General features: G+C 58.5%; 16 protein-coding genes. 7 read left to right on the forward strand and 9 right to left on the reverse strand.

What is annotated here, in order from left to right; all coding sequences use genetic code 11:
• Positions 1 to 9: 9 nt before the first annotated feature.
• Positions 10 to 804 carry an aliphatic sulfonate ABC transporter permease SsuC gene (gene ssuC / locus ACYF6X_RS11530; RefSeq protein ID WP_063989442.1) on the forward strand — a complete coding sequence of 265 codons (795 nt, stop codon included), beginning with the start codon at positions 10 to 12 and terminating at the stop codon, positions 802 to 804.
• Positions 801 to 1,574, forward strand: a complete 774-nt coding sequence (ssuB, locus tag ACYF6X_RS11535) for an aliphatic sulfonates ABC transporter ATP-binding protein (RefSeq protein ID WP_063989441.1) — start codon at positions 801 to 803, stop codon at positions 1,572 to 1,574. The genes ssuC and ssuB overlap by 4 nt, the downstream gene beginning before the upstream one ends.
• Before the next feature lie 56 nt (positions 1,575 to 1,630).
• Here the strand turns inward: ssuB and pepN are convergent, their stop codons facing one another.
• Complete coding sequence (gene pepN / locus ACYF6X_RS11540) at positions 1,631 to 4,249, reverse strand: aminopeptidase N (protein WP_107227725.1); 2,619 nt, start codon at positions 4,247 to 4,249, stop codon at positions 1,631 to 1,633.
• Between the two features lie 174 nt (positions 4,250 to 4,423).
• Positions 4,424 to 4,561, reverse strand: coding sequence for a hypothetical protein (locus ACYF6X_RS11545; protein WP_154805958.1), 138 nt, complete (start codon positions 4,559 to 4,561; stop codon positions 4,424 to 4,426).
• Between the two features lie 23 nt (positions 4,562 to 4,584).
• On the opposite strand from ACYF6X_RS11545, the gene ACYF6X_RS11550 reads away from it, so the two are divergent.
• From ACYF6X_RS11550 to ACYF6X_RS11570, 5 genes are all read left to right on the forward strand, one after another.
• Positions 4,585 to 6,285 (forward strand): GGDEF domain-containing protein, encoded by a 1,701-nt coding sequence (locus ACYF6X_RS11550; protein ID WP_107227724.1) that lies wholly within the window; start codon positions 4,585 to 4,587, stop codon positions 6,283 to 6,285.
• Positions 6,286 to 6,540: 255 nt separating this feature from the next.
• The gene (pncB, locus tag ACYF6X_RS11555; RefSeq protein WP_049213672.1) at positions 6,541 to 7,746 is read left to right on the forward strand and encodes a nicotinate phosphoribosyltransferase; all 1,206 of its coding nucleotides are present in this window, start codon (positions 6,541 to 6,543) and stop codon (positions 7,744 to 7,746) included.
• A 213-nt stretch (positions 7,747 to 7,959) separates the two neighbouring features.
• Positions 7,960 to 9,360: an asparagine--tRNA ligase gene (gene asnS / locus ACYF6X_RS11560; protein ID WP_063989437.1), complete on the forward strand. Its 1,401-nt coding sequence runs from the start codon at positions 7,960 to 7,962 to the stop codon at positions 9,358 to 9,360.
• 301 nt (positions 9,361 to 9,661) lie between these two features.
• Complete coding sequence (ompC, locus tag ACYF6X_RS11565) at positions 9,662 to 10,789, forward strand: porin OmpC (protein WP_063989436.1); 1,128 nt, start codon at positions 9,662 to 9,664, stop codon at positions 10,787 to 10,789.
• Positions 10,790 to 11,033: 244 nt separating this feature from the next.
• Positions 11,034 to 12,224 (forward strand): amino acid aminotransferase, encoded by a 1,191-nt coding sequence (locus ACYF6X_RS11570; protein WP_063989435.1) that lies wholly within the window; start codon positions 11,034 to 11,036, stop codon positions 12,222 to 12,224.
• A gap of 95 nt (positions 12,225 to 12,319) precedes the next feature.
• Here the strand turns inward: ACYF6X_RS11570 and ACYF6X_RS11575 are convergent, their stop codons facing one another.
• From ACYF6X_RS11575 to cmoM, 7 genes are all read right to left on the reverse strand, one after another.
• Positions 12,320 to 12,949: an MBL fold metallo-hydrolase gene (locus tag ACYF6X_RS11575; protein WP_130017643.1), complete on the reverse strand. Its 630-nt coding sequence runs from the start codon at positions 12,947 to 12,949 to the stop codon at positions 12,320 to 12,322.
• 64 nt (positions 12,950 to 13,013) lie between these two features.
• Entirely contained in the window at positions 13,014 to 13,562 is a 549-nt protein-coding gene (locus ACYF6X_RS11580; protein WP_025302289.1) for a YcbK family protein, read from the reverse strand.
• A 180-nt stretch (positions 13,563 to 13,742) separates the two neighbouring features.
• Positions 13,743 to 15,551 (reverse strand): L,D-transpeptidase, encoded by a 1,809-nt coding sequence (ldtD, locus tag ACYF6X_RS11585; protein WP_074181186.1) that lies wholly within the window; start codon positions 15,549 to 15,551, stop codon positions 13,743 to 13,745.
• Positions 15,552 to 15,771: 220 nt separating this feature from the next.
• Complete coding sequence (mukB, locus tag ACYF6X_RS11590; protein ID WP_107227723.1) at positions 15,772 to 20,220, reverse strand: chromosome partition protein MukB; 4,449 nt, start codon at positions 20,218 to 20,220, stop codon at positions 15,772 to 15,774.
• Positions 20,217 to 20,945: a chromosome partition protein MukE gene (mukE, locus tag ACYF6X_RS11595; RefSeq protein ID WP_033637863.1), complete on the reverse strand. Its 729-nt coding sequence runs from the start codon at positions 20,943 to 20,945 to the stop codon at positions 20,217 to 20,219. Before mukE ends, mukB begins: the two co-directional genes overlap by 4 nt.
• The gene (gene mukF / locus ACYF6X_RS11600; RefSeq protein WP_004928228.1) at positions 20,926 to 22,248 is read right to left on the reverse strand and encodes a chromosome partition protein MukF; all 1,323 of its coding nucleotides are present in this window, start codon (positions 22,246 to 22,248) and stop codon (positions 20,926 to 20,928) included. The genes mukE and mukF overlap by 20 nt, the downstream gene beginning before the upstream one ends.
• On the reverse strand, positions 22,245 to 23,030 hold the full coding sequence (gene cmoM, locus ACYF6X_RS11605) for a tRNA uridine 5-oxyacetic acid(34) methyltransferase CmoM (RefSeq protein ID WP_063989431.1): 786 nt from the start codon (positions 23,028 to 23,030) through the stop codon (positions 22,245 to 22,247). The genes mukF and cmoM overlap by 4 nt, the downstream gene beginning before the upstream one ends.
• Positions 23,031 to 23,173: the final 143 nt, after the last annotated feature.

The following is a 23,173-nucleotide window of genomic DNA, read 5'->3' on the forward strand; positions in this document are numbered from 1 at the left end:
AGCGCCCCGATGGCAAAGAACGCGCAACGCATCCTGTACCGGCTGGCCCCCTGGGCGCTGCCGCTGGCGCTGGTGATCCTCTGGCAGATCGCCGTCGAAACCGGCTGGCTATCCAACCGCATTTTGCCAGCGCCGAGCGCGGTGCTGGCCGCCTTCTGGAGCCTGAGCCAAAGCGGCGAACTGTGGCAGCACCTGAGCATCAGCAGCCAGCGCGCGTTGATCGGCTTTGGCATCGGCGGCAGCATCGGACTGATCCTCGGATTTATTACCGGGCTGTCGCGCTGGGGCGAACGCCTGCTGGACAGCTCGGTGCAAATGATTCGCAACGTGCCGCACCTGGCGCTGATCCCGTTGGTGATCCTGTGGTTCGGCATCGATGAATCCGCCAAGATCTTTCTGGTGGCGCTCGGTACGCTGTTCCCGATTTATCTCAATACCTATCACGGCATCAAGAACATCGATCGCGGCCTGTTGGAGATGGCCCGCAGCTACGGCCTGAGCGGTTTCCGCCTGTTTACACAGGTGGTGCTGCCGGGCGCGCTGCCGTCGATTATGGTCGGCGTGCGTTTCGCTCTCGGCTTCATGTGGCTGACGCTGATCGTCGCCGAAACCATCTCGGCCAATTCGGGCATCGGCTACCTGGCGATGAACGCACGTGAATTTCTGCAAACCGATGTGGTAGTGGTAGCAATCGTGCTGTACGCCCTGCTCGGCAAGCTGGCGGACGTGGGCGCGCAGCTGCTGGAGCGCGTCTGGTTGCGCTGGCATCCGGCCTATCAACTGAAACAGGGAGAAGCGCTATGACCCTTCCCGCTCGCCTTGCGCAAGGCACGCCGGTGACGCTGGAGTCCATCGGCAAAGGTTACGGCAACCGCACGGTACTGGACAATATTCAGCTGCATATCTCCGCCGGGCAGTTCGTGGCGGTGGTCGGCCGTAGCGGCTGCGGCAAAAGCACCCTGCTGCGCCTGTTGGCCGGCCTGGAACAGGCCAGCAGCGGCGCGCTGCTCAGCGGCAACGCGCCGCTTGCCGCCGCTAAAGAGGATACCCGGCTGATGTTTCAGGATGCACGCCTGCTGCCGTGGAAAACGGTGATCGACAACGTGGGCCTGGGGCTACGCGGCCAGTGGCGCGATGCGGCACTGCAGGCGCTGGACGCGGTCGGCTTGGCGGATCGCGCCCGCGACTGGCCGGCGGCGCTGTCCGGCGGGCAAAAGCAACGGGTCGCCCTGGCGCGCGCGCTGATCCATCGCCCTCGCCTGCTGCTGCTGGACGAACCGCTCGGGGCGCTGGATGCCCTGACGCGCATTGAGATGCAGGGGCTGATAGAAACGCTGTGGCAACAGCACGGTTTTACCGTACTGCTGGTCACGCACGACGTCAGCGAAGCCATCACGCTGGCGGATCGGGTGATCCTGATCGAAGAGGGGCGCATCGGGTTGGATCTCACCCTCGATCTGCCGCGGCCGCGCCGCAAGGGTTCTACCCGGCTGGCGGAACTGGAGGCCGAAGTGCTGGAACGGGTGTTATCGCCGCCGGTTACCGGGGCCAGCCCGCGCCAGGCGGCAAATTGAACGGATAAAAAAAGGGACGGCGCAGGCCGTCCCTTATCTATATCAGCGCGAAAAGATCAGGCGTCGAGCGCCTTGCTGATCTTCTCGTACAGATCGCCGGACAGGTTTTCCAACCCTTTCAGCTGTTCCAGCGCCTTGCGCATCAGCGCCTGGCGGCCCGCGTCGTAACGCTTCAGGCGAATCAGCGGTTCAATCAGGCGCGCGGCGATCTGCGGGTTGCGCTGGTTGAGATCGCTGAGGATTTCCGCCAGGAACTGATAGCCGCTGCCGTCCGCCGCATGGAACGCCGCCGGGTTGCCGGAAGCGAAGCCGCCGATCAACGAACGGGTGCGGTTCGGGTTGCTCAGGCTGAACGAACGGTGTTGCAACAGCGCGCGAACCTTGCTCAGCACGTCTGCCGCCGGGCTGCTGCCCTGCAGCACGAACCATTTGTCCATCACCAGGCCATCCTGATGCCAGCGCTCGTCGAACGCCGCCAGCAGCGCATCGCGACACGGCAGCTGGGCCGCGACCGCGGCAGACATCGCCGCCAGCGAGTCGGTCATGTTGTCCGCCTGGCGATACTGTTCGCTCACCAGTTGGTCAGCCAGCGCCACATCTTCGCCGAACGCCAGATAGCCCAGGCACACATTGCGCAAGGCGCGCTTGGCGATCTCGGCGTGCTCTACGCGGTAGCCGTCGGTCTTGTTGGCGTGATACACCGCCAGCCACTCATCGGCCAACTCCCGCGCCAGGCAGCGTACGATCGCTTCGTGCACCGCAGCGATCGCTTCCGGATCGATGGTGGTGAACAGCTCGGCGATTTCGTTCTCCGACGGCAGCGTCAGGATCTGCGCCGCCAGCGCCGGATCCAGTTTTTCGTCCAGCAGCACCGCGCGGAACGCATCGGCCACGTGCAGCGGCAGCGACAGCGGCTGCCTCTGCTGGTGCCGCGCCACGTTCAGCTTGATATAGGTCGCCAGCAGGCTCTGCGCCGCATCCCAACGCGCAAATTCATTGCGCGCGTGCTGCATCAGGAAGGTCAGCTGCTGATCGCTGTACGGATAGTCCAGCTTCACCGGTGCGGAGAATTCACGCAGCAGTGACGGCACCGGCTTGTGCGCCACGCCGTCGAACACGAAGGTCTGCTCCGCTTCGGTGACGTTCAGCACGTTGTTGACCGGCAGGCCGCCCTTTTGCAATGGAATGACGTTGCCTTCACTGTCGTACAGTTCGATATCCAGCGGGATATGCAGCGGCAACTTCTCCGGCTGATCGGCGGTCGGCGCGGTTTTCTGGCTGACATGCAGGCGATACTGCTGAGTTTCCGCGTCGTATTCGTCGCGCACCGTCAACAGCGGCGTGCCGGACTGGCTATACCAACGGCGGAAGCGCGACAGATCGACATTGGACGCGTCCTCCATCGCCTGCACGAAATCGTCGCAGGTAGCGGCGCTGCCGTCGTGGCGCTCAAAATAGAGCTGCATCCCTTTCTGGAAGTTCGCTTCCCCCAGCAAGGTATGCATCATGCGGATCACTTCGGAACCCTTTTCATACACCGTCAGGGTGTAGAAGTTGTTCATCTCGATCACTTTGTCCGGACGGATGGCGTGCGCCATCGGGCTGGCGTCTTCGGCGAACTGCGCGCCGCGCATCACGCGCACGTTATCGATGCGGTTGACCGAACGCGATCCCAGATCGGAACTGAACTCCTGATCGCGGAACACCGTCAGCCCCTCTTTCAGGCTGAGCTGGAACCAGTCGCGGCAGGTCACGCGGTTACCGGTCCAGTTATGGAAATATTCGTGGCCGATCACCGCTTCGATGTTCAGGTAGTCCTTGTCGGTGGCGGTTTCCGCCTTCGCCAGCACATATTTGGAGTTAAAGATATTTAACCCTTTGTTCTCCATCGCACCCATATTGAAGAAATCGACCGCCACAATCATATAAATGTCGAGATCGTATTCCAGGCCGAAGCGGGTCTCATCCCACTTCATCGAGTTCTTCAGCGAAGTCATCGCCCAGTCGGCGCGATCCAGGTTGCCACGATCGACGAACAGCTCCAGCGCGACCTTACGGCCGGAACGGGTGGTGAAGCTGTCGCGCAGCACGTCGAAGTCCCCCGCCACCAGCGCAAACAGGTAGCAAGGTTTCGGGAACGGATCCTGCCATTGCACCCAGTGGCGGCCATCGGCCAATTCGCCCTGGCCGATGCGGTTGCCGTTCGACAGCAGGAACGGATAGCGCGCCTTGTCGGCCACGATGCGGGTGGTAAAGCGCGCCAGCACGTCCGGGCGATCCTGGTAATAGGTAATGTGGTGGAAGCCCTCGGCTTCGCATTGCGTGCACAGCGCATCGCCGGACAGGTACAGCCCTTCCAGCGCGGTGTTTTTCGCTGGGTGAATGTCGTTGACGATGGTAAGAGTGAATTGTGCCGGCAACTCTTCGATGATCAGCTGGTTATCCTGCTGACGGTAGGCGCTCCACGGTTGCCCGTCGACCTGAATGCTCACCAGCGTCAGATCTTCGCCATCCAGCACCAGCGGGGCGCCGGCCGCGCCCTGACGTTTGATTTTACTGACGGCAGTCACGCGCGTGGTTTCCGCGTCCAGACTGAAGTCCAAATCGATATCGGTCGTGATGTAATCGGGCGCGCGATAATCGTGGCGGTATTTTGCCTGTGGCTGTTGTGTCATAAAAACCCTTAAACGTCTCAGTGAGTTATAGGAGCCAGGCCGCTTTTCTCCTTCGTACCGCAGGTGTGTTCCCCCTGCGGCGCGCGGCGGGCCTGAATTGTGAATAAACTGTATCACAGCTGGCCGAAAAGCCCAGAGCCGCCGGGCGACCACGAGAGAGAAATCAGAGGCAAATCATAAATCGCCCGCCAGGCGATAGCGCGGGTGACCAATGGCTAAATAAAAATCAGCATTTAATGCTAAAAAACCGCCATCGCGGCGCGCCGGCATAGTTGAGGCGACACCGGTGGCATGGTGGTATAATTGCGACATCAGGCTCAGGGATGACTCGCACTATGAAAATTAAATACGCAATCTATTTTTTTACCCTGTGCCTGATGACTTCCTTCTCGCTGTTCATCGTCGATGAGCTGCTCGAAGCCCATACCGACTACCGCGACAACCAGCTCAACCTGTACAAAATTGATCGCGCCAAAGAAATCTCCGAAGCCTTTCAGGCTGCGTTGCTGGCTCACCGCCTCAAACGATTGAGCCTGATCGATCCGCAAATCACCCGCGCCCAATGTTTGGCCGCCGATCGGGTGGCGCGCGAGAAAATCACCCGGATCCGCGAACATCTGGACGATGAAGTCGCCAGACAGCTCGGGGTTCGGCAAAAAATCGCTGCGCTGTCGATGATCGCTTTGATGAAACAACTGCTGGATAATGACAACCTGCAGCTTTCGCAGGTCAATAACACCAACGCCAATCTGTTCAACATCAATAGCGCCTATTACATCTCGCAAACCAGCAAGAGTTATTACCGTTACACCTACGATACCCGGATGGTGGATACCGACTCCTTTATGTTTCTCGAGGCCATCCGCCTCAATAACCGGCTGAATATGTCATTGACCGAATTGAGCGATCAGATTATCGACGTCAACGTCAGCCCGCTCGTTCGCAAAGACGCCTATCTGAAGTCCATTCAGCTGACCGGCGTGCTGAACGCGCTGAGCACCCGATTGATCTTCATGAAGATCAACTACGACGATGTACAAATCAACAACATCGTCAATCCGTTGCTCGCCCAAGTGTCCGCTGAGCGCCTCCAGCAGATTACCGATGGGCTGTACACCGCTATCGATACCCATAAGCCCTACCCCACAGCGCTTATTTCGGGCTATGTCAACGATGTGAGCGGGCTTTCGCAGGCGCTGTATCAACGCAGCTTCGAATTGGAAACTCTCGCCTCGCGCCACAAGATTTACGACAGCCAGACGACCATTTACGGCATGATCGCACTCGCCGGCCTGGTCGTGTTGCTGTTCATTTTGCCGGCGCTGGTGTTCTGCACCAGCATCAACCGCTGGCTGACCAAGACCCACAATAATATCGTGCGGCTGTCGCGCGGTGAGATGAATATCGATCGAAACGACGCCTTCTACAGCCAGGAATTGATCGCCATCAGCGACGCCATTCAGCAGCTCAGGCAATACCAGTTGGACAAGGTCTCGCTGGAAAGTGAGAAGCAACTGCTGATTAAAGAGCTCGAGGCCTCTTCCTTCCTCGATCCGCTCACCAATATTTACAACCGCCGTAAATTCTTCCTTGAATGTCAGCTGCTGGGCGACGGCAGCTACCCGCAGGCCTTTTGCCTGATCGACATCGACAACTTCAAACAGCTCAACGACAGCTACGGCCACGACGTGGGCGACCGGGCGCTGGTGGCCTTTGGCCACCTGCTGCAACGCGCGTTCCGCGCCAGCGACATTTTCTGCCGCTATGGCGGCGAAGAATTCGCGGTGCTGCTGGGCAACTGTTCGTTGGACAACGCGCGGGACATCATGGAGCAATTGCGCGCCCGCACTCATCGCCTCACGCTACATCTGGCCGACGGACGACAAGTGCGTTTCACCACCAGTTGCGGCATCGCGCCGGTCAACGCGTTCACCGCGCTGCAGGCGGCGATCAAACAGGCGGACGAAGCGCTCTATTTTTGCAAAAAGAACGGCAAGGATCGGGTCAGCGTGCATACCCAGGCCGGCTTTATCTGATTCGCTGTTTAAAATAATTAACATTATAATTTTTATGACTAATTAGGCTAAGTCATTCACCTTACAGGCATATCTGGCTTTTTTTCTTCCCCGTCGCCATCAGGCCGCCATAAAGGCACGTTTAATCCTCGACCCGCTTTGGTGATTTATGGTGTGATGCAGCTTCAATAACAGGATAATCCGGGTATACTCCACCCCCACTTTTATGATTATCCGGATTTGGACACGCGCCTGACGAGGATGCTGTAACGCGCTATGACTCAATACGCTTCCCCGATTTTGACATCACTGCTTGATACCGATGCTTATAAGCTTCATATGCAGCAAGCAGTGTTCCATCGCTATCCCGCGATCAGCGTGGCGGCGGAATTCCGCTGCCGCGGCGACGAACTGCTGGGCGAATATGCCGACGAGATCCGCGCGCAGGTGGCGCTGATGAGCCGGCTGGCGCTGACCGATGCCGAATTCGCTTATCTTTCGGGCCTGCCCTTCTTCCGTCAAGATTACCTGAACTGGCTGCGAACGTTCCGCTACGATCCGCAGCAGGTCACTATCGACAATCGCGACGGCAAGCTGCAAATCCGCATCGCCGGCCCCTGGCGTGAAGTGATCATGTGGGAAGTGCCGTTGCTGGCGGTGATCAGCGAAGTGGTGCACCGTCGGCGCTCTCCGCTGGCGACGCCGGAACAGGCGGTGGCACACCTGCAAACCAAGCTGGCGCAGTTCAAGACGTTGGCGGGCGATCTGGATCTTTCGCGCTTCAAGCTGATGGACTTCGGCACCCGTCGCCGTTTCTCTCAAGGCGTGCAACAGGCCATTGTCAGCACCTTGCAGGCCGAATTCCCGTACCTGTCGGGCACCAGCAATTACGATCTGGCGCACCAACTGGGCCTGGCGCCGGTCGGCACTCAGGCGCATGAGTGGTTCCAGGCGCATCAGCAGATAAGCCCGGTGCTGGCCAACAGCCAGCGTGCCGCATTGCAAGCCTGGTTGGATGAATACCCCGACCAGCTTGGCATCGCGCTCACCGACTGCATCACCATGGATGCCTTCCTGCGCGACTTCGGCCCGCAGTTCGCCGAGCGTTATCAGGGGCTGCGCCATGATTCGGGCGATCCCGTCGAATGGGGTGAAAAGGCCATTGCCCACTATCAGAAACTGGGCATAGACCCAATGAGCAAAACGCTGGTGTTCTCGGACAACCTGGATCTGGAAAAAGCGCTGGCGCTCTATCGCCATTTCTACCAGCGCATCAATCTCGGCTTCGGCATCGGCACGCGCCTGACCTGCGATATTCCCGGCGTCAAACCGCTGAATATCGTGATCAAGCTGGTCGAGTGCAAAGGCAAGCCGGTGGCCAAGCTCTCCGACAGCCCCGGCAAAACCATTTGTCAGGATCAGGCGTTCGTCAGAGCCCTGCGCAAGGCCTTCGATCTGCCGCTGGTGAAGAAAGCCAGCTGAGCCTTCTATATATAGAGAGAAAGCCGGCCCGGTCCACGCGTCGGCTTTTTTGTTTTTATCCCGACCGCCCTCTTTTCAGCCAGCCACGATAAATGTTGCGCCAATCCGATGATTTCTGCTTGTGCTCTGCACCGCGGCAAGTAACATAGCCATTACCCCCATATTCTTGGGTTGTAAGCTATTTCTAAACCAAATTATTAAAGAGAGAAATCTATGAGCGTAGTGCCTGTAGTCGACGTACTGCAAGGTCGTGCTGCGGTTGACAGTGAAGTCACCGTACGCGGCTGGGTACGTACCCGGAGAGATTCAAAAGCTGGTATCTCCTTCCTGGCCGTCTATGACGGTTCCTGCTTTGATCCGTTACAGGCCGTCGTTAATAATTCTCTGCCGAATTATCAGGATGAAGTGCTGCACCTGACCACCGGCTGTTCGATTGAAGTTACCGGCAAGGTCGTCGCCTCACCGGGCGAAGGCCAGAGCTTCGAACTGCAGGCCACCGCGATCAAAGTGGTCGGCTGGGTCGACGATCCGGACACCTACCCGATGGCGGCCAAACGTCACAGCATCGAATACCTGCGCGAAGTGGCCCACCTGCGCCCGCGCACCAACCTGATCGGCGCCGTGGCGCGCGTGCGCCATACCCTGGCGCAGGCGATCCACCGCTTCTTCCATGAAAATGGCTATTTCTGGGTCTCTACCCCGCTGATCACCGCCTCCGACACTGAAGGCGCCGGCGAGATGTTCCGCGTGTCCACGCTGGATCTGGAAAACCTGCCGCGCACCGACAAGGGCGCCGTCGATTTCAGCCAGGACTTCTTCGGTAAGGAAGCCTTCCTCACCGTATCCGGCCAGCTGAACGGCGAAACCTACGCCTGTGCGCTGTCCAAGGTATACACCTTCGGCCCAACCTTCCGCGCTGAAAACTCCAACACCAGCCGCCATTTGGCGGAATTCTGGATGATCGAGCCGGAAGTGGCCTTCGCGACGCTGGACGATGTCGCCGGCCTGGCCGAAAGCATGCTGAAGTATGTGTTCCAGGCGGTGCTGGATGAACGAGCAGACGATCTGAAATTCTTCGCCGAGCGCGTGGATAAAGACGCAATCTCTCGTCTGGAGCGCTTCGTCTCTTCCGATTTCGCTCAGGTGGACTACACCGACGCCATTGAGATCCTGCTGGCCTCGGGCCAAACCTTCGAAAACCCGGTTTCCTGGGGCATCGATCTCTCTTCCGAACATGAGCGTTATCTGGCGGAGAAACACTTCCAGGCACCGGTGGTGGTGAAAAACTACCCGAAAGACATCAAAGCATTCTATATGCGTATGAACGAAGACGGCAAAACCGTTGCAGCCATGGACGTACTGGCGCCGGGCATCGGTGAAATCATCGGGGGTTCTCAGCGTGAAGAACGTCTCGACGTGCTCGATCAACGTCTGGAAGAGATGGGTCTGAATAAAGAAGACTACTGGTGGTATCGCGATCTGCGCCGTTACGGTACCGTGCCGCATTCCGGTTTCGGCCTGGGCTTTGAACGTTTAATCGCCTATGTCACCGGCGTGCAAAACGTGCGCGATGTAATCCCGTTCCCACGCACACCACGTAACGCAAGCTTCTAATTCATACGATCAAACGTTTTTTAAACGATTTCGTTACAAAACAAAGGCCAGCCTCGCTGGCCTTTCGCATTTTTTAATATTGACGCACGTCACAAAGTTCCCGAAAAATTACATTTGGTTACACATACTTTCCTTTTGCAACCTGATTGGGACATTGGTATCATTTTCGTCCTAGATTAACCCGCCTGTGAATGGAACACTGCGTTCAGACACAGGACGACACCAATCTATCAACAATAGTTCCCAAAGAATTATTGGCGGCAGTGGCAAAGGTGTCCGAATAACACCAATGAGGGTAATAATGATGAAGCGCAACATTCTTGCAGTGGTTATCCCGGCTCTGTTGGCTGCTGGTGCAGCAAACGCAGCTGAAATCTACAACAAAGACGGCAACAAGCTGGATCTGTACGGCAAAGTTGACGGTCTGCACTACTTCTCCGACGACAAAGGTAACGACGGCGATCAGACCTATGTTCGTTTCGGCTTCAAAGGTGAAACTCAGATTACTGACCAACTGACCGGTTACGGCCAGTGGGAATACAACGTCCAGGCTAACCACTCCGAGTCTCAGGGCACCGAAGGCACCAAAACCCGTCTGGGCTTCGCTGGTCTGAAATTCGCTGACTACGGCTCCTTCGACTACGGCCGTAACTACGGCGTACTGTACGACGTAGAAGGCTGGACCGATATGCTGCCAGAGTTCGGTGGCGATACTTACACCTACTCCGACAACTTCATGACCGGCCGTACCAACGGCGTTGCGACCTATCGTAACAACAACTTCTTCGGTCTGGTTGACGGTCTGAACTTCGCTCTGCAATACCAGGGCAAAAACCAGAACGACGGTCGTAACGTTAAGAAACAAAACGGCGACGGCTGGGGTATCTCCTCTACTTATGACATCGGCGAAGGCGTAAGCTTCGGCGCTGCATACGCTTCTTCCAACCGTACCGACGACCAGAAACTGCGTTCCAACGAGCGTGGCGACAAGGCTGACGCATGGACCGTGGGCGCGAAATACGACGCCAACAACGTTTACCTGGCGGCGATGTACGCAGAAACCCGTAACATGACTCCGTTCGGCGGCGGTAACTTCGGTGCAGGCTGTGCAGCTACCGATGACAAGTGCGGTGGCTTCGCGAGCAAAACTCAGAACTTCGAAGTGACTGCTCAGTACCAGTTCGACTTCGGTCTGCGTCCAGAAGTGTCTTACCTGCAGTCTAAAGGTAAAAACCTGAACGTCCCAGGCGTAAGTTCTGACCAGGATCTGGTTAAATATGTTTCTGTTGGTACCACTTACTACTTCAACAAAAACATGTCCACCTACGTTGATTACAAAATCAACCTGCTGGATGACAACGAGTTCACCAAAGCAACCGGCACCGCTACCGACGATATCGTCGCTGTTGGTCTGGTGTACCAGTTCTAAGTTGTCTCGCTTAACGGCGGTTTACCGTCGGCTAAGTTAAAAAACAGGGCTTCGGCCCTGTTTTTGTTTGTGTCAGCCGGTAACTTTTTATCCTGCCGATTTCTCCTTCCCCATCATTTTTTCTGCCTAATACTCCCCCTTCACAAGATCGCGGTGTTTTTGTCGCAAACGGTTGGCAAAGCCGATAACTGGCGTTACCCTGATGCTTCTGTCTGCTTAACTCCGAGATTTGGAAGCACCTGACATGTTTGAAAAAATCACCGCCGCACCCGCCGACCCGATCCTGGGCCTGACCGACATTTTCCGCGCAGACGCCCGCCCGAATAAAATCAATTTAGGGATTGGCGTTTATAAAGACGAAACCGGTAAAACCCCGGTGCTGACCAGCGTAAAAAAAGCTGAGCAGTATCTGCTGGAAAATGAGACCACCAAAAACTATCTCGGTATTGAAGGCATCCCGGCGTTCGCCAGTTGCACGCAAGCGCTGCTGTTCGGTAAAGAGAGCCCGATCGTCGCCGATCGTCGCGCGCGCACCGCACAGACGCCAGGCGGCACCGGCGGCCTGCGCGTGGCGGCAGACTTCATCGCTAACCAGACCAGCGCCAAACGCATCTGGATCAGCAACCCAAGTTGGCCGAACCACAAGAACGTCTTTAGCGCCGTGGGCCTGGAAGTGCTGGAATACGCCTACTACGACGCCACCAACCACGCGTTGGATTTCGACGGCCTGCTGAACAGCCTGAAACTGGCCCAGGCCGGTGATGTCGTACTGTTCCACGGCTGCTGCCATAACCCGACCGGTATCGATCCAACGGCGGAGCAGTGGGCACAACTGGCTGAGCTTTCCGTGGCCAATGGCTGGCTGCCGCTGTTCGACTTCGCCTACCAGGGCTTCGCCAACGGTCTGGAAGAGGATGCGCAGGGCCTGCGTATTTTCGCCGCCAAACATCAAGAGCTGATCGTCGCCAGCTCCTACTCGAAAAACTTCGGTCTGTACAATGAGCGCGTCGGCGCTTGCACCATTGTGGCTGCCGATGCCGAAACCGCCGATCGCGCCTTCAGCCAGGTGAAAGCGGCGATTCGCGCCAACTACTCCAACCCGCCGTCGCACGGCGCGGCCGTGGTCGCCACCATTCTGGGCAACGACGCTCTGCGCGCAATGTGGGAACAGGAGCTGACCGACATGCGCCAGCGTATTCACCGCATGCGTCAGCTGTTCGTGAACACCCTGCAGGAGAAAGGCGCGCAACAGGACTTCAGCTTCATTATCCAGCAGAACGGCATGTTCTCGTTCAGCGGCCTGACCAAAGAACAGGTGCTGCGTCTGCGCGAAGAGTTCGGCGTATACGCCGTGAACTCGGGCCGGGTGAACGTGGCCGGCATGACGCCGGACAACATGGCACCGCTATGTGAAGCCATCGTCGCCGTGCTCTAAAAGCATCGACGCAGGCCATAAATCATAAAAAAAGGGCGCTCTATGCGCCCTTGATTATTTCTGCCGGGAAATAATCGCTACCACACCGCCGGCTCTTAGCGCAGGAACGGGTTGGTCTGGCGCTCGTGGCCAAAGGTCGACATCGGGCCGTGGCCAGGAATAAAGCGCATATCGTCGCCCAACGGCAGCAGCTTGGTGCGAATAGAGGTAATCAGCGCCTGATGGTCACCGCGCGGGAAGTCGCTGCGCCCCACGCCACCGTTAAACAGCACGTCGCCCACCAGCGCCAAACGCGCTTGCTCATTGATAAAGACGATGTGGCCCGGCGTATGCCCGGGGCAATGCAGCACCTTGAGCGTCATTTCGCCCACCTGCATCTCATCGCCTTCCGACAGCCAGCGAGTCGGCGTCAGCGGCGCGCACTCTTCCAGCCCGAACATCCGGCTCTGCGCCGGCAAACCATCCAGCCAAAACGCGTCTTCTTTATCCGGGCCGTAGATTGGCACCTGATAATGGTCCGCCAGCTCCGCCGCCGCACCGACGTGATCCAAATGGCCGTGCGTCAGCAAAATTTGGGTGATCGCCACCCCCTGCTGCGCGACTTCCGCTTTGATTTTTTCCGCTTCACCGCCGGGATCGACCAACGCCGCCTGCTGCGTGTTTTCGCACCAGATCAGGCTGCAATTCTGGCTAAAGGCGGTAACGGGAATAAGATGGTATTTCATAAGGCTCCAACGACAATAACGCCGCTTCCGCAAGGGGCGGCGTTATTCACTGACGGCACAGCGATTACCAAGTCCGAACCGGGCCGGTATCGATGTGTACGAAGTTGCTACGTGGGTAATATCCTACACCACCGGCGCGCATTTTTAACGCCGCTTTGCGGATATTACTCAATTGGATGCCTTCGATGTGGAAGTCCATCGCCTGGCCCTTGGTGTGGTAGCTGTGCTTGGCCACGCCGCGGCTGTGTGCGCGCAATTCGTTGTTGGTATCTACGGAGCGGTAACCGGAGATCAGCTGCACCGGCTTGCTGGTGCCCAGCAGCCCCTGCAGACGATAAAGGTGATCAAACAAGCGGGGATCGATCGATTTAACCTTGTTGGCGCGATAATCGCGGAACAGATGATTTAACCGCACCAGCTCTTCTTTATTGTACCCTTTGCCGTCAAAGAACTCGGCTTTAATAGATTCACCGGTATTCAGGTTATTCAGCACTAAAATACGCGGTCGAGCGGTGGAAAGACTGGCAAACGCCTGCCCTGGGAGCAGCGCTATGCCCATAGCGGCGCCACCTAGCGCCAGCCATTTACGGCGGTGATGATCAATTTTGTCCATGACTCTGTTAAACCCGGCAAGAATGTCAAAATAAATGCACAAAGCAGCGCACTGTCCGAACCATAACCGCCTGCGTATGCTGAGTCAACCCGCGATACGCCTAGGTTTACAGGCCCCCGGCGACGGGAGCCTGCGGTATAGCCAAACATTCTGACCGTTATTTATTTATAATTACTGCATTTACTGCATTAATTTTTTGGCCTGAGCCAAAATTTGTGCGCCCGATCGCACCGTATTATCATAATTGTAAATATCTGTACGGAATTGCGGTTGGCCGTCATCCGAAACCCAGGCGGTCAGATAATACAGTTTTACGGGAATGCGCTGGCGAATATTCACATAAGTGGTATTCCCCTCTTTCAGCGTGGAAGACACGCGGCTGTTGTTCCAGCCGGCGTCCTGCAGCAGCATATTCGCCAAATCGGAAGCCTTATTCACCCGCACGCAGCCGGAGCTGAGCGCGCGGATGTCTTTCTGGAACAGGCTGTGGTTCGGGGTATCGTGCAGGTAGATGGCGTCCGAGCTCGGCATATTGAACTTGAAGCGCCCCAGCGAGTTGGTCGCCCCCGGCGCCTGACGGACGCGATACGGGAAGTTGCGCGCAGAAACCATGCTCCAGTCGATCATCGCCGGGTTGATCACTTCCGCATCGTTGCTCCAGCCCGACAGTACCGTATAGCCGTGTTTCTGGAAGTAGTTACCGTCACGCATCGCTTTCGGCACAATGTCCTCACGCACCAGGGTAGTCGGTACGTTCCACGGCGGGTTGACCACCACGTTGTTCAACGCGCTGCTCATCAGCGGCGTCTTACGACTCGGCCGCCCGACGATAACGCGGGAAGACAGCACCTCATTGCCGTTCTGGTAGTAGGTCAGCGAATAGTTGGGAATGTTCACCATAATGCCGGTGCCGACATGCCCCGGTAAAATTCGCAGGCGTTGGATATTCAACGCCAACAGCGCGGCGCGGGTTTTCGGTGACACGTTGAGCCACTCGCGGGTGCGCACGCCGATCACGCCGTCCGCCGTCAGCCCCTGCCATTTCTGGAAGCGCTTGACGCCTTCCACCAGCTCGTCGGTATAGAGGTTGTCGCTCACCACGCTGCCAATCTGCGGCGGCGTCTGTTCCGCGGTCAGCTCCGTCACCGGCGCCGCCGATGGGCTGACCGTCACGCGGCTTTTCTCTTCGTCTACCGTCAGCCCGCCGTCGTCGGGCTCATTGATCTTCGCCGAGACCACCGCCGGTTCCGCTTCCGCTTCCGGCGCCGAGGCGGCCAGCATACCGGTGCGCGTCAGGATCTCACGCAGCGCCGGGATATCATTGCTCATTTGGCCTGGACGCAGGCTCGGTCCGCTGCCCACCTGGGGCCAGGGACGATTGTCCGCCAGCATGTCGCGCAGTGCCTGATGCATCTTGGCGTATTGCGGATGCTGCGGCGCGAGCGAATTCACGTAGCTCAGAGTACGCGCCTGACGCACCGCCAGCTGCCATTGGTTGATCACCGCGGTGGGCGGCAAGCCAAGCTTGTAGGGAATATTGCTGTACAGCCAGTTGTTGCCGTTGGCACCGATGGCGGAGACGAACTGCAAATAGCCCAGCATCGCATCGGACAGCACCGCATCGCGGCCCGCTTCACTGAGCGCCGGATCGGTCAACATCTTCACCCATTGGGTGAACTGCGGCTGCACGCCGGACATCGCCAGCTCGGCCAACTGCTGCTGAAACTGCTGAACGGCCTCGCGATCCTGCCACATCGGCTGCATGTGGTTCGCCGCATACAGCGGCGCCAGCGTGGACAGGTAGTGCAAATCCATGCCACGCGGCAACGCGGCCAGCAGTTCAGAACGGCTCTGCGCAACGGACATGCCTGCTGATGCCACCGGCAATGCCGTGACGGTGGCCGATGCGGAAAACGACGACACAAGACTACAGGCGATAGCGCCACTCAGCGCCAAACGTCGTAGAGAGTTTCCCTTTTTAAGCAACATCCCTTGCCCCCTGTATGCTCACAAAAAAAACGTCAAAAACTGCATATAGTTTCAGTATACAAACAGAAAGGCCGTTTCGCCCTGCGGGCGTCGAATAACTGTTTATGTGATTAAACTAACCGCTTTTCAACGGATAAAAAAGCAGGACTATCATCCACGCATACAAAAAAATAGCCACCCTGCGGCGGCTATTTTCGGATTTTTAGGGCGTTTTTCTGCCTTACGGCGTTTCAACCGGCGCAGTGCCCAGCGCCGGTGGCTCGCCGGCGAAACCGCGCAGCCCCACCACGTGCACATGCTCGTGGTTCTGGAACACCTTGCGCACCAGTTTATAGGTGGTGCCCTTCTCCGGACTGATGTTTTCCGGCGCCGCGATGATCAGCTGCATCTCCAGACGATCGCACAGTTCGAACAGCGTGGCGATCGACTTGGCATCCAAACGCGCCGCTTCATCGAGGAACAGCAGGCGGCATGGCGAGATGTCTTTACCGCGCAGGCGGCGGGATTCTTCTTCCCAGCTCTGCACCACCATCACCAGGATTGACATCCCGGTACCGATGGCTTCACCGGTAGACAACGCGCCGCTTTCCGCACGCAGCCAGCCATCGGAGCCACGGTACACTTCCACTTCCATCTCCAGGTAGTTGCGGTAATCCAGCAACTCCTCACCGATGGTCTGCGGCGTGCGCTGCCCCATGTCGATCTGCGGGTTCAGGCGCTGATACAGTTTGGCCAACGCTTCGGAGAAGGTCAGGCGGTTGCTGTTGAACAGATCCTGATGTTGCTCCTGCTGCTCGGAGAGCACGTCCAGCAGGGTGGCATGCGCTTCGCGCACATTGACGTTCAGCCGTACGCTCTTCACCTGGCCGAAGGAAACGGCCTGCAGCCCCTGATTCAACATGCGAATGCGGTTCTGCTCGCGCTGAATGGTTTTGCGAATGATGTTGGCCACGCTTTTCGAACTGATCGCCAGCTTCTGCTCACGCGCGGTCAGCTCTTCGGTCAGACGGCCCAGCTCAATTTCCATCTGCTCAATGGCCTCGACCGGATCGTCGGTGCGGATGATGTCCTGACGGATACGTTCGCGCAGATGCTGGTAGACCGCGATATAGAACTGAATCTTACGCTCCGGCCGCTTCGGATCTTCCGACAGGCGCAGCACGTCGCGCAGGTGTTCGTTGTCCGCCACGGCCAGACGCAGCGCGCCGAGCGCCTTATCCGACATCGAACGCAGTTCGTCGCCATCCATATACGCCAGCTCGCGGCGATGCAGGCGGCGTTCCACGCCGTTGTCTTTCACCAGGCGCATTACCGCACACCAGCCCGCCTTGGCGGTCACCACCTGCTCGCGCAGCTGATGATAATCGCGTTCCAGCTTGCGCAGTTTCTTCTGCAGGCCGTCCATTTCGGCTTCGCAGAAGGTCAGCTGTTTCTCCAACTGATTGCGGCGAGCGCGGTTGTTGCTTAGCGCCGCATGCAGCTCGTCGCGACGCGCGCGGGCGCGCGCTTCGGCGTTGGCGTCGGCCTGCACGCCGATGTCCACCAGCTCCTGGCTCAGCTCTTTCAGCATGTCGCGCTTGGCGTCATACGAACTTTTCAGCGAGGCCAGCACCTGGCTGTACTGGGTGAACTGGGTTTGATACTGACGCAGCTGCTCGCGGGCGCGGGCGCGTTCGGCTTCCGCCTGCTCCAGGCGCTGGCGCAGCTTGTCGTTGAGATCGTTGTTGGCATTCTGCATGCCGGCAGAGTCGGTGTAGCTGAAGTGCGCGCGACGCTGCACCACTTCAGTCAGCGCGAACGCCTGCTGTTTAGCCTGACGCTGCACGCTTTGCGCCTGCGCGTAGTCCTGCTGCAACTGTTCATGCTGCTGCGGATCGCTCTGCAGCACCGACAGCAGCGGTTCCAGCTTGGTCAGCGACACACCGTGCTGCTGAATATGACGCGCGGCGTCCTGCGCTTCTTCCAACTCTTCGCGGATCTCGTCGACGCGGTCCTGCAACGTTTCATCGTTCAGCAACGACACCAGCGGCATCAGGCGGTTGAGCGCGGAAATGCCCTCTTTGGCCTGATCGTACTGCTGACGCTGCTGCTGGTTCTGCGCTTCATGATTGTTCAGCGCGCGTTCGATCTCGCCACGACGGGCGTTCAGGCCGCGGATCTCCGCTTCCGGGTCGGCGTCGAACGCCACCGCCAGATGGGTACCGATAAAGCGGCTGAAAGCCTGGTGAGAGCGTTGGGTTTTCTGCACGTCGAACGACAGCGTGGCATAGCGCTCCGCCAGCGTTTCACGCTCGGCATGCAGCACTTCCAGGCGGTTTTCGCGCGCCGCGCGGCCGAACAACGGCACTTCCGGGTAGCGGGAATAACGCCACTGGCGATCGGCGATCTTCACCACCACCGCTTTGTCCTGCTCTTCGACGGCGAACACGCTGTCATCGAACGACTGCGGATCCCCTTCGATCAGGTACAGATCTTCCGGGCAATCTTCCAGCCCTTCGAGCATCTCGCGCACCAGCGACAGATCCGGCACCACGATAGCGTGGCGCGAAGGGCCGTACAGCGCCGAGAAGTAAGGCGCGTCGTCGATGGTGACGTCATCGTAAATTTCCGACAGCAGCACGCCGCCGAAACGTTCGGCCAGCGTGACCAGGCGCTGATCTTCCGCGCCGCCCGGCTGGCTGAGACGTTCGATCTGCGCTTCCACTTCACGTTTGCGGGCCGCCACTTCGTCGCGCTCGACGGTGGTTTCACGCTCGCGCTCCAGCAGTTGCTGCATGTATTCGGTCACCTGCTGGCTGTTTTCCAGCGGCTCTCCGCTCTGATCGCTGAGCTGGCCCAGGGCGTCCTGCGCCGCCAGCCACACCGGCGCGCGCGCCGTCAGCTCACGGATGCGCTGCTGGATCTGCTCCAGCTCCTGGCGCATCTCCATGCGGCGTTCACCGGCTTCGCTGACGTTCTGCGACAGCGCTTCCAGGCGCTCTTCCAGCTCCTGCTGCAGCATATCGAGATCGTCAGGCTGGTACTCTTGGCCATGGCGTTTGCAAAACTCTTGCAGCAGGCGCTCGGCATCCTGCTGCGAACGCAGGCGCTGTTCCAGTTCGCTCAGGCGCAGTCGCAGGGGCTGAACGCGCTCGGCGAGGTGTTGCTGCGAAGGCCAGTCGCGCAGCAATTCGCGCGCGCACTGCCAGGCTTCGCTGCGGCTGACCTGGCCGGCGATTTTCCCCACCAGCTGATAGGCCTGTTCAAACTGGCCATGCGCGGCGTCGGCCACGCTCAGCTTCTGTTCCAGCATCAGCAACGCTTCGGTCGCTTCCTGTTCGCGGGCCTGGAAGGTGTCCAGCCACTGTTCGGCGTTATCGGCGGTCAGATCCGGCAGTTGGCACAGGGCGCGTGCGCGCTCCAACGCCTGCAGCGCCTGTTGGTACTGAATGGCGCGGGTCTGCTGCACGTCGAGCGCCTGCTGGTAGTCGGCCAGTTGGCTCTTCAGTTCGTCCACTTCCAGCTCGGCCGCTTCGGCGCGCGCTTCGTTTTCGGCCTGTTGCTCGCTCGCCTCGGCCACCACTTCGTTCTGCTCTTCCAGACGGTAGGTCAGCTCTTCCAGATCGGCTTCATAGCGTTCGATCTTCTCCTGCTGACGCATCGCCGTTTGCACCAGATTCAGGTGGTCGCTGGCGGCCTGGTAATCGGTTTCCAGATCGGATTCGGCACCGCTCTGTTCGCTCAGCTCACGCGCCATTTCCACGTGGCGATACTGTTCGGCGGCCAGCTGCTTGCGGCTGCCCAACAGATCGCTGCGCAGCGCCAGCGCGCCGTCCAGGTGGATGCGGCGTTCGTTGGCGTGGCGCATATAGTCCGCCGCCACATAGGAAGTGGCCTCGGAGATCAGATGCTTGAACAAGTCGCGGTCCGACTGGGTGACGCGGATCGCCTCCAGCGTCATGCGGTTTTCGCGCAGCGCCGCTTCCATGTCCTGGAACGCCTTGCGCACGCCGCTGTTTTCCGGCAGCAGATAGTCGCGCAGCGAGCGGGTGATGGCGCTGGAGATACCGCCGTACAGCGACGCTTCAATCAGACGGTAGAACTTGCTGCGATCGGCAGACGAACGCAGGCGTTTCGGGATCACGCCCAGATCAAACATCAGCGAGTGGTAATCGGTGATGGAGTTGAACTGCTTGAACTGCACGCCCTCCATCTCTTCCACGCGATCCTTCAGCTCCTGTAGCGACAGCACGCGCGCCTGGCGCTCACCCACGGTCTGGGTCAGCAGCTCGGTCGGCTGCACCGCGGTCGGCAGGCCCTGGATGGTGAAGGGTTTGATGTCGACCTTGCGATCGCGCCCCGCCACCTGCTGCAGACGCACGCCCACCACCACGCGCTGGTGGCGCGAGTTGACGACGTCGAGGGTCGAATAACACACACCGGCGCGCAGCTTGCCGTGCAGGCCTTTATCGCGCGAGCCGCTGGTGGCGCCCGCCTCGGTGGTGTTACGAAAGTGCAGCAGCGTCAGATCGGGGATCAGTGCGGTGACGAAGGCCGCCATGGTGGTGGATTTCCCTGCCCCGTTACCGCCGGACAGCGTGGTCACCAGCTCATCCAGATCAAAGGTGCGGGCGAAGAAGCCGTTCCAGTTAACCAGCGTCAGCGAGCGAAATTTACCGCGTTCAATCATTCCTGTTCATCCTCTGCACCGTCAGGAGCGTTATCAACCTGCTGATCCTCAGCCTCATTCTCATCGTTCAGCGACAGGCTGGTTTCAACCGGCATCGCCTCGCCGTCGCGAATCATGCGCAGCTGCGCTTCACGCGGATCGTCGCCGCTGCGCACGTCGGCGCCGAAGCGGAACACCGCCTCGGTAATGCGGAACTTGCTGCTGTCATTGCCCATGAAGTAGACCATGCCGAGGCGGCGCAGGCGGTTCAGCGAGGTGCGCACCTTTTCGTGCAGCTTCTGCCGATCGAGATCCGAGCCGGTGGAGCGCTGGTTGACGAACTTCAGCAGCTTGTTCTCATCGGCCAGGCTCAGCAGCTCGTCGTACAGCTCCTGATGGCTGAAAATGCCCTCATGCGCCAGGCGCTCGGGGCTGAGATACAGGTAGCACAAGATTTTACCGACCATCATATCCAGTTCGGACAGCACCGAGCGCGGGATCAGCGTGGTGGAGCGCGGGCGCAAATAGAAGAAACCTTCCGGCGCCCGAATCAGCTCGACGCTGTAACGGGTGTAAAATTCTTCCAGCTCATCCTGGAAATCCATTAAAAAGGCGTGGTTGTCCAGCTCATCGATACCGATGTGACGACCCGCGCGCAGTTGGCTATCCAGCGCCGGGAACAGCGAGTTGGACAGTGCCTTGGCCAGTTTGACTGGCATTACTTGTTCAATATTTGTCGATGACATGGGCCTGGACCTTGGCTCCGTAATCATTGATTGCCTGCCATTCCGCCGGCAACCCTGAGAAATCTGCTTCAGCCACACCGAGGCGCACTGCCTGGTCGACCACTAAACGTGCCACGTCGAAATGACGCGCACGCGGATATTGCGCCAGATAATCGCGCATCACCGCTGCAAGGTTGAGCGGCATCTGCTGTTCCTGATACACCTTCAGCGCCTCTTCGATCATTGCCGCCAGCTGTTCGCGAATTTCGCTGAACTCTTCGAACTCCAGATCCGGCGGCAGTTCCCCGGTCACTTCCTCGCTGCGCAGCGCCAGTTCTTCGTCGCGCATGTCCAGCAGACGATCGGCATTGGCATGGGTCAGCGCCCACGGGTGGTCGAAATAGGTTTGCACCGACTGGCGCAGGCGTTGGGCGAACACGCGGTTTTTATCCATATCGATAGCGGTACGGATAAATTTATGTACGTGACGATCGTAACCGATCCACAGGTCGATCGCCTGCTGGCCCCAGCTGATGATGCGATCCAGCTTGCTTTGCAGATCGAACACCAGTTTGTCGACGAAGCCCAGCTCCACGTTGCCGAGGGTCGCATCCTGGATGCGCAGCAGGTTGGCCTGCAGCTTATCGCCCGCCGCATCCAGCGTATCCTGCAGCTCGCGCAGGGTGCCCGAGGTTTCCGACAGCAGCATTTCACAGCTGGAGATCGCCGCCCGCCAGTCTTTGCTCAGTAGCGCCGCAATGTCGTTTTTCACGCTCTGCTGCTGCTCGTCCATCACGCGTTGGGTCATGTCGATGCTGTCGAAAATTTCCGCCACCGAATATTTCAACGGCGCGAACACGTTGCGGTGCCAATGGAAATCGTCGCCGCCCTCGTCGGCGGCGTCGGCGGCGCGCTTGAGCTCCTGCGCCACGATCGACAGCTGCATCGACAGGCGCAGCGTGGAGAATTCGCGTTGGCGAATATAGTAATCGGTAATGCCGATACCCAGCGGCGTGAGGCGGTAAATCGCGTTGCCGTCCGCCAGTTCGCTGGTAAAGCGGTTCAACAGGCGCTGGCGCACCATGTCGTTGATCGCATTGTTGGCGCGCATCGCCACCGTTTCATGCGTCTGTTCAAAACCCTTGCTGACATGGCGAAATGCATCAACCAGCTCACCTTCGCTCATCTCGCCGTCCAGCCGTTCGCCGTTCAGGGTGGCGATGGCGAGCAGAAATGCGAGACGCTCCGTAGGGAGCGAAATAGAGAAATCATTTTTCCGTGCCCAGGCGACCAGTTCGGGTACTGTCTGGGAAAATTCACTCATAGTTCGTCCTTCAGGTTTGGTTTATGCGCCATGACGTGAATGTAGCGCCCCAAACTCACGTACGGCTCCTGCCGGCAATAGTGCTGTTCAAGCGCCAGTAACTCTTCAAATTTTTGTGTTTGCAGCTGTCTGCTCTGCAGATAGTCGTGGAACACCCGCACGCCGGTTTTGCCGCTGATACGCATGCCCAGCTGTTCCAGCCAACCGTAGACCAATAGCGGATCGTGCGGGTATTGCGGCGACAGCGAACGCTTGCGGCGGCGTCTGACCTCGGGCTCCACCAGTTGGAAATTACCCAACACCACGTTGCGCATCAAGAGGCCATTGGCGTTGAAGAACATCAGCGACAGCGCGCCGCCCGGCGTCAGGCAGTTATACAACGCCTGCAGCGCCGCTTCGGGCTCGGCGATCCATTCAAGCACTGCATGAAACAATATCAGATCAACCGGCTGTTCCAAATGTTGAGCGATATCCTGCGCAGAACTTTGTACGAATTGCATGTTCTGGCTCACACCTTTCTGCTCCGCCAGCTGCGCGGCGCGCTGGATCATCTCACCAGAAAGATCGCACAACAACACCTGATGTCCTAATTCTGCCAGCTGGCAGGCCATATGGCCTTCACCGCCCCCGGCGTCGAGGATGCGCAGCGGCCGCTGCGGCAACTGCGCCAGCAGCCCGGTCAGATCCTGCCAAACCACCGCCTGGCGGATTTTTCCTTTCGTGGTGCCGTAAATATTACGCGCAAATTTTTCAGCAATATCGTCAAAATTGCGATCCTGCATGGACAACGGCTCCGCTGAACTCATTATTGTCGGCGGCAAAGCGCACGCCTATTCAAACCTGCTATTTTGGCACAGACTGGCTTAGAATGTATCTTCTTGCGGCCTGTTTATGCCTGGATGCCGCTTTTTCACCCAAAAGGATC

Source organism: Serratia sp. ID 25-353 (genome assembly GCF_054792795.1).